The sequence below is a fragment of the Streptomyces malaysiensis subsp. samsunensis genome (assembly GCF_024519315.1).
In the GTDB taxonomy this organism is placed as follows: domain Bacteria; phylum Actinomycetota; class Actinomycetes; order Streptomycetales; family Streptomycetaceae; genus Streptomyces; species Streptomyces malaysiensis.
The window spans coordinates 42031-49991 of record NZ_JANIIC010000068.1 but is presented as its reverse complement, the minus strand read 5'-3'; the positions used below and the strand labels follow the sequence as shown (position 1 = coordinate 49991).

Here is a 7961-nt window from a genome sequence, read left to right as displayed (position 1 = left end):
GGCGGGGGGGGCGGGGCGGGCCGCTCACCCGCCACTTCGAGACCCGCGAAGCCCTCGTCGAGGAGGTCTACCGCCAGGAGGTCGACGAACTGTGCGCCGCACCCGCGGAACTCCTCGCCCGGAGCGCCCCGGAGGAGGCCCTGCGCCACTTCCTGCTGCTGCTCGTGGAGCACGCGGCCGTGGGCAAGGGAATGGCCGTCGCGCTGGAGAGCATCATGGCGACGGATTCACCCGTCTTCGATGACTCCCGTACGCAGATGGCGGAGGCTCTCGACCAGTTGCTCAAGGCGGGCGCGGCGGCCGGCACCATCCGTGGCGACGTCAGCGGGCGCACAGTGCTGCGCGCGCTGGGAGGCATCTGCGGAATGCACACCACGGAGGGCTGGCAGGACGAAGCCGTGCGCATCACGGCGATCCTCGTCGACGGTCTGCGGTTCGGCGCGGACCACGCGGGCTGAGCCGACGCGGCAGTCCCCTCCCCGCTCGCGAAAGCCCGCTGAGCCGGGAATTCCTCCCCGCCAGCGGGCTTCGCGCACCGTCGGGACGGCGGGAGCGGATCAGATGAGTGTGGCCACCTTCTCGGAGGGCTTGTTGCGCCGCCAGCCCACGGCGAGGTAGGCCAGCATCCCGGCGGGCGGGAGCGCGCAGACGGCCCAGCTGATGGACAGCGGCGGGCCCGGCTGGTCGAGCACGCCGACACCCCGCAGGGTGCCGCGCCCATGGCCGGCGTGACCGTCGACGTCGAACGTGAAGCTCCATGTGCCGGATTCCGGCAGGGCCTGAACGTCCAGGCCCCAGACATCCCGTTTGCGGGGGTGCCTGACCAGCGGGGTCTCCCGGTCGTCGGCGTCCAGACCGGGCCCGTCGAGAGTGAGCGTGCCGTCCTTCCCCGCGATACCGCCGTCGGGTGCGAATGTGAAGTCGAGTGACTGCATGGCCCCGCAGGGGCCACTCGGAGAACCCGACCGTCACCGTGTAGGGCCCCGCCTGTACCCGCTCGGTATGGACGACGCCCACCGGGGCGTACGCCGCGGCCGGCGCGGTCGACACCGCCACCAGCGCGAACGCGGCGGCCACCGCGAACACCAGCCGGCGTGCGTGGTCCCGCACCCACCGGGACGCGACGGCCACGGCGCGGAGTAGCGGTGAACGTGAGGAGCACATGGGTCATCGGCCCTTCGTGGCTGGTGCGGTGGAGTGCTCGCGCAGCAGAACGGCGAGCCGGGCGGCGAGATAGCCCGCGATGGCGCCGGTCACCAGGCCCACGGCCGTCATCGTCAGCAGTTCGGCCGCGGTCGGGCCGGTTTCGCCGAACAGGGCGCTCTGGACGGGAAGGGAGAGGCCGATCACGGCTCCGCCTCCGGCGCCCATGATCTGTGGTGCGATACGGCCCGACCAGCCCCGCTTCCTGCTCAGCCTCAGCAGTGCGGTGATGGCCGCCGCGGCGAGGAGCATGAACACCGGGATCTCGGAGGGCAGTTCGGGCGGGTTGTGGCCGAGGTTGTCGCGCAGCGGCAGACCGCTCGCGTCGGCGTAGACATGGGCCGCCCACGGGGAGAACCACCACAGGAGGATCTGTAGGGCGCCGAGGGTCGCGGCGGTCGTCAGTGCGGTGCTCCACCGGCCGATGGTGAGCGTTCCCATGATCAGCAGGAGGGTGGAGAACAAGATGTTCCCGACGAGATCGGGTTCGACCGGCAGCGGGAGGGCGTCGAACGCCTTCGTCGTGATGGGGCTGAAGGTGATGAGCACGGGGATGCTGAGGATCACCCCCGCTCGGCCCCAACGGGTGTCGCGCGCCGCGGCGAAGACGATGACGCTCCCCACCATGGTGAAGGAGATCGACAGGAACAGGCCGATATGGGGTGGTGAGTCCAGCACCGCGTCAAAGCCGTACAGCGAGTGCCACCACAGGTCCAGAAGCCCGAAGAGAAGGAACAGGGCGGCTCCCGTACCCGCGATCAGGTAGCCCAGCGGAGCCCGGAAGACCCCGCCGAAGACGCGTACGGGTTTGCCGCCGGGAAATCGGTCCACGGACCGGCCGGCGCGCTGGGCGGCGGTCGCGATCATCCGTCACCTTCTCCATGGACGGCACATGAGTCTGCGTATCCTCCTGGCCGACGACCACGCCATGTTCCGCTCCGGACTGAACGCGGTCCTGAGCACCCAGGACGACCTGTGCTGTGTCGCGGAAGTGGCCGACGGCCAGGCAGCTGTCGAGGAAACCGCCAGGTTGACGCCCGACGTGGCCATTCCGCATCGGGGCGTATGGTGCCCTGAAGTGAGAGGACGCCAGTTCTATTGTGAGCCGGACCGGCCTGAACCCGGCACTGACCGGGGACCGTCGACCGGGCCCGAGGCGCGGAAGGTGCGCCGGTACGCCGACGGGGCCACACCGGCCTCCGCCGCCAGATGGCGGCGGAGTGAGGTGGCGGTGGCGAAGCCGACCTCGTGGGCGACCCGTTCCACCGGCAGGTCGCTGGATTCCAGCAGGTGCCGCGCCCGCCGCAGCCGCTGCTGGGTCAGCCAGCGGCCGGGGCTCAGACCGGTCTCCTCCCGGAAGCGCCGGGCGAAGGTACGGGTGCTCATCGCCGCGTGCGCGGCCAACTCGTCCAGCGACAGCGGCAGTTCCAGCCGTCGCAGCGCCCAGTCGCGGGTCGGCCCGGTACCGGTTTCGCTCGCCGGGGGCAGCGGCCGCTCGATGTACTGCGCCTGCCCGCCGTCCCGGTACGGCGGTACGACACAGCAGCGGGCGACCTGGTTGGCCACCTCGCTGCCGTGGTCCTGGCGCACCAGGTGCAGGCAGACGTCGACACCGCTCGCCGCTCCCGCGGAGGTCAGCACGTCGCCGTGGTCGACGAAGAGCACATCGGCGTCGAGTTCGACCCGGGGGAACAGTTCCCGGAAGTGGCCGGTGAGGGCCCAGTGGGTGGTGGCCCGGCGCCCGTCCAGGAGACCGGCGGCGGCGAGCAGGAAGGCGCCGGTGCAGATGGACACCAGTCGGGCGCCGGGGCGGACCCGGGACAGGGCGGCGAGGGCCTGGGGGTCAGGGGCGGCGGCCGAGGCACGGGAGATCGCGTACGGCGGGATGACCACGGTGTCCGCCTCGGCCAGCACCTCGGGGCCGTGCCCGGGGGTGACGGTCAGGTCCGAGTCGGTACGTACGGGCCGCCCGTCCACGCTCGCGGACAGCACCTCGTAGCGGCCGTCCGCGGAGCCCAGGACCCGGTGCGGGATGCCGAGTTCGAAGGGGTAGACACCATCGAGGGCGAGGACGACGACCTTGTGGGCGCCGGGCCGCGGGGCCGGGCTCATCCGGCGGTCCAGTTCGGCCACGCGGTCGGCGAAGTCGCGGGCCGGGGCGGGTGCGGCGGACGCGGGGCGGGCGGTGGAGGTGGCGCGGGCACCGGGAACGCGGCGGGCGGCAGGGTCGACGGTCATGGCCAGAATGTATCGGAGACTGACCTTCTTGCCATCGCCCGGACCGGACCGTACGGCCAGGATCGAGGCATGACTTCGACGGACACCTCCGAGAACCTCGACTCCCCGGACCCGGCGGCCGCCGCCGACTCCCCGAACCCCGCCGCCTCGAACCCCGCCGCCCCGGAAGGCGCCCCGGACGCCGCCCCCGTGATGCTGGCCCTGCACCAGACGGCCCTCGGCGGCCCCGAGGTTCTGCGGCTGACCGAGCTTCCGCGGCCCACGCCCGGCCCCGGGGAGATCCTCGTCGCCGTGCACGCGGCCGGGCTCAACCCCACGGACTTCAAGCACCGCGCCATGTCCATCTTCCTGCCGCCCCCGCCGATGACCCTCGGCTGGGACGTCTCCGGCACCGTGCTGGAGACCGGCTTCGGCGTCACCCTCTTCCGGCCCGGTGACGAGGTGTTCGGCATGCTGCCCTACCCGCACGGGGCCGGGTCCCACGCCGAGTACGTGACCGGGCCCACCCGTGCCTTCGCCGCCAAGCCCGCCGGGATCGACCACGTCCAGGCGGCCGCTCTGCCGCTGGCCGCGCTCACCGCCTGGCAGGCCCTCGTCGAAACCGCGGACCTCCGGGCCGGACAGCGGGTGCTGATCCACGCCGCGGCCGGGGGTGTCGGCCATCTCGCCGTACAGATCGCCAAGGAGCGCGGCGCACACGTCACCGGGACCGCGAGCGCCCCCAAGCACGACTTCCTGCGCGAGCTCGGCGCGGATGCCCGCATCGACCACCGCACCGAGGACTTCACCGACACCGAGGAGCGCTACGACGTCGTCCTCGACACCCTCGGCGGGGAGAACGCCACCCGTTCGGTGAGCGTGCTCCGCCCCGGCGGCGTCCTGGTCTCCCTGCTGCCGGGCGCCCAGGACACCCCGGCCGCGGCGGAGAAGGCACAGGTCCGTGCCGTCACCCTGGTCGTCGAGCATGACCGGGCCGGGATGCGCGCCATCGCCGACCTCGTCGACCGGGGCAAACTCCGCGCCCATGTCTCCGGCACCTTCCCCCTCGCCGAAGGCGCCCGGGCCCACGTCCAGGGCGAGACGAACCGCACCACGGGCAAGCTGGTCATCACCGTGCGCTGAGCCGGGGTGTGGGCGGGCCGCGCCTCAGCCCGCCTCCAGGGGGAAACGCTTGTCCCACCGCGGCTTCAGCTGATCCGTGTTCCGGCCCACCAGGAATTCGGGGCGGACCGGATGGGGCGGCGCGTTGTCGATGGAGTTGTACGACACCATCAGCAGCGCCCGCCGGTCCGGCGAGGTGTTGTCCGACGAGGAGTGCACGATGTTCGGATGGAATGCCTGAATCGTGCCCGCCCGGCCGGTCGCCCGCGTACTGCCGTGGGTCGCGACCAGTTCCCGGGCGCGGTCGGCGTCCATGATGTGCTCGGGATCCGTGGCGAAGTTCCTGCGCCAGTCCCCCTTGTCGCCCGGTGTGACCTTGCCGGGGCCGAGGTAGCCCAGACGATGGGATCCGGGGATGAGCATCAGCGGACCGTTGCCCTCGTGGACATCGTCCAGCGGTACGGCGAGGGTGACCGCCGCGGGCCGTGGCATGCCGTCCTCCGCGTTCCAGAAGGCGAAGTCCTGGTGCCACGGCCACGCCCGGCCCTCCCGGGCCTGCTTCAGGTTCACCTTGAACTGGTAGACGTACACCGGTGTCCCCGCCAGTGCCTCGGCCGGCGCGAGAAGGTAGGGGTGGCGTACGAACGCCGCGCACACCTCGTCGAACGCGTGGCAGCCGTGCACCGCGCGAACAGCCGTGCTGTCCACGACCACCTCGCGGACCGGCTGCGTGCCCTGTGCCAAGAGGAGGGGGCGAGCCTGTTCATGGCGCTGCTCGCCGGGTTCTATGTCGTACTGCACCGCTACAGCGGTCAGGCCGACCTCCCCGTGGGCGGTACCAACGACCCTCACTGGCGCCGGGCCTGCGCCGTGACCGTTCCGGACATCGACGCCCATGTACGGCGCTGGCTCCCCGAGCCGGTGGTCCCGGCCCATTACGTCCCGCTGCCCGAGCTCCCGCTCACCTCGAACGGGAAGACGGACCGCGCCCAGCTGCGCCGTCTGGCCGCGGATCCCGAGGTCGTGGAGCGGGCCGCATGGACCGTGGCCACCCGGGAGCTCACCGGTACCGAACAGGTGGTCTCCGACGTCTGGCGCGAACTGCTCGACTGCGGTGACGTCACGCCCGACGACGACTTCTTCGGACTGGGCGGGCACTCCCTGCTCACCCTCCAGGTCGTCTTCCGCCTGCGCAAGCGCCTGAACATCGCCCTGCCTGCGCGCGCCCCGTTCGACCACCGGACCCTCGCCGAGCTGGCCGCCTGTGTCGACGCGCTGCGGGCGCCCGAGGCCGAGCCCGAGGCGGACACCGCACCGCCGCCGCTGACCGCCACCTCCCGCGCCGGAGCGCTGCCGGCCTCGTGCGCCCAGGAACGTCTGTGGTTCATGGACCGGTTGAACCCGGGTGATCCCCGGTACAACGTGCCGGCCTTCGACCGGATCCACGGTCCGCTCGACCCCGAGGCGCTGTCCCGGGCGCTGGACGCGCTCGTCGCCCGGCATGAGGTGCTGCGGACCCTGATCACCGCGCCCGAGGGCACGCCCCGGCAGGAGATCCGGCCGCCCGAGCCGGTGCCCTTCCCGCTGGTCGATCTCACCGCCCTGCCCCCGATCGCCCGCGAAGCGGAACTGGACCGGCTGGTACGGGCGGAGTACCACCGCCCCTTCGATCTGGCCGAGGGGCCTGTTCTGCGCGCCCATCTGGTGCGCCTCGCCCCCGAGGACCATGCCCTGCTGCTGTCGCTCCACCACATCGTGCACGACGGCTGGTCGTTCGGGCTGTTCAACTCCGACCTCGCCGCCTTCTACCAGGCCCTCGCCGAGGGAGGCGAGCCCGACCCGGACACGCCGCCGGTCCAGTACGCCGACTACGCCGTATGGCAGCGACGGCTGCTCGACGAGGGCCACTGGGACGGCCAACTGGCCTACTGGAAGCGCAGGCTGGCCGGTGTCACGGAGCTGCCCCCGTTGGCCACGGATCACCCGCGGCCGGTCCGGCCCACCGGCGGGGGCCGGCTGCTCCCGGTCTCGATCCCGGCGGAGGCCGTGGGTGAGCTCCGGCGGCTGTGCCGGACGGCCGGGACCACTCCGTTCGCCGTACTGCTCACGGCGTTCGGCACGGCCCTGTGCGGCTACACGGGCGAGCGGGAGGTGACCATCGGCACCGATGTCGCGGGCCGGACCGCCGCCGAGACGCAGGAGATGCTCGGCTTCTTCGTCAACCAGTTGGTGCTCCGGGTCGACCTGGCCGGCCGGCCGACCCGGTGGGAACTCCTGTCGCGGGTCCACGGCACGGTGCTCGAAGCGCTCAGCAACCAGGACGTGCCCTTCGAACGGGTCGTCCAGGCGCTCAATCCGCCCCGCAGCCGTCGGCACAGCCCGCTCTTCCAGAGCAAGCTCGTGCTGAACAGCACGCCGGGACGGCCCGGCCTCGAGCTCGCCGGGGCCGCTCAGCGCCGCCTGCTGGCAGGCGATGGCCGATGCCAGAGAGCCGGGCACGGGCGGCCGGCTCGACGGCCCCGGACGCGGGCCGGCCACACCGCCCCGCGGTCATCTCGCCCCCCTTGGTCTCCTCGCCCTCCGCGGCGCTCGTCAGGGATCTGGAGGCGCGCGGTCTGCTCGGGAACTCCGACTCCCGGATCGAGGCGTACGACGCGTTCTTCTACGTCCAGTTCGACCACACCGGAGTGCCTGACAGCGCCAAGAAGCGGCTGGAGTTGGTCCAGCTGCTCACCGCCATCGGGGATGTCTCCGCCGTGGCCACCTCGCTCGACGTCGGCAGCGGCACCTTGCGCTACCCCCAGGTGCTGAACCGGTTCGGGGTGCGGTCGTACGGGATCGACCTCAGCGACGCGGGGATCCGCGCCTGCGTGGACCAGCGGTGGGCGGGCAGGTTCGCCGTCGCGGACGGCACGGCGATGCCCTTCCGCGATGGCTCCTTCGATCTCGTCACCTGCATGATGGGCACGGTCAACCACCTGTCCGCGGCCCAGCGCGAACGCTTCCTCGCCGAGTCGTTCCGGACGCTGCGGCCCGGCGGACTCCTGGTGGTGAGCGCGTGGGATCCCGCGTGCCGCTTCCAGACGTTCATGTCCTTCTACTCCCCCGCCGAGATGGCCCAGCTGCGGACGCGGCTGACCGAGCGGGAGCCGCTCCGCGCGGAGTGCGCGGCGGCGGGCTTCGGCGATGTGCGCACCACGCCGTTCTGCACCTTCCCGGACTGGCTGGTGACGGGGGCCGGCGCGGCGGGAACGAACGCCGACCGCCTGGCCCGGCTGGTGGATCTGGACCGGGACCGCACGGCGCACGACCCCACGGTCTCCGGCCAGATGTTCCTGCTCAGCGCCCGTCGTTGACCTCTGACCGGGGCTTTCGGAGTCCGGTCGGGGGCCATAGGAGTTCCCTATGGCGCCTGCTGA

At 72.2% G+C, this 7961-nt stretch carries 8 protein-coding genes; 4 read left to right on the top strand and 4 right to left on the bottom strand.

Features of this window, described 5'->3' with window-relative positions; genetic code table 11:
- The coding region (locus tag NQU54_RS39980; protein WP_257635270.1) for a TetR/AcrR family transcriptional regulator at nucleotides 1-458 on the top strand (458 nt) is incomplete at its 5' end.
- 99 nt (nucleotides 459-557) lie between these two features.
- Here NQU54_RS39980 and NQU54_RS39975 read toward each other — a convergent pair.
- From NQU54_RS39975 to NQU54_RS39965, 3 genes are all read right to left on the bottom strand, one after another.
- A complete protein-coding gene (locus tag NQU54_RS39975) occupies nucleotides 558-935 on the bottom strand; it encodes a hypothetical protein (protein WP_257635269.1) in 378 nt (125 codons plus the stop codon).
- A gap of 232 nt (nucleotides 936-1167) precedes the next feature.
- On the bottom strand, nucleotides 1168-2070 hold the full coding sequence (locus NQU54_RS39970) for a hypothetical protein (protein ID WP_257635268.1): 903 nt from the start codon (nucleotides 2068-2070) through the stop codon (nucleotides 1168-1170).
- Between the two features lie 228 nt (nucleotides 2071-2298).
- Nucleotides 2299-3441, bottom strand: a complete 1143-nt coding sequence (locus NQU54_RS39965) for a GlxA family transcriptional regulator (RefSeq protein ID WP_372506285.1) — start codon at nucleotides 3439-3441, stop codon at nucleotides 2299-2301.
- 69 nt (nucleotides 3442-3510) lie between these two features.
- On the opposite strand from NQU54_RS39965, the gene NQU54_RS39960 reads away from it, so the two are divergent.
- Complete coding sequence (locus NQU54_RS39960; protein ID WP_372506284.1) at nucleotides 3511-4563, top strand: NADP-dependent oxidoreductase; 1053 nt, start codon at nucleotides 3511-3513, stop codon at nucleotides 4561-4563.
- 24 nt (nucleotides 4564-4587) lie between these two features.
- On the opposite strand, the gene NQU54_RS39955 is transcribed toward NQU54_RS39960, so the two are convergent.
- Nucleotides 4588-5250, bottom strand: coding sequence for a phytanoyl-CoA dioxygenase family protein (locus tag NQU54_RS39955; protein WP_257635267.1), 663 nt, complete (start codon nucleotides 5248-5250; stop codon nucleotides 4588-4590).
- Here NQU54_RS39955 and NQU54_RS39950 point away from each other — a divergent pair.
- Nucleotides 5212-7353 (top strand): condensation domain-containing protein, encoded by a 2142-nt coding sequence (locus tag NQU54_RS39950; protein ID WP_257635266.1) that lies wholly within the window; start codon nucleotides 5212-5214, stop codon nucleotides 7351-7353. The genes NQU54_RS39955 and NQU54_RS39950 overlap by 39 nt on opposite strands.
- Nucleotides 7299-7898: a class I SAM-dependent methyltransferase gene (locus NQU54_RS39945; RefSeq protein WP_257635274.1), complete on the top strand. Its 600-nt coding sequence runs from the start codon at nucleotides 7299-7301 to the stop codon at nucleotides 7896-7898. The genes NQU54_RS39950 and NQU54_RS39945 overlap by 55 nt, the downstream gene beginning before the upstream one ends.
- The last annotated feature ends 63 nt before the right edge of the window (nucleotides 7899-7961 follow it).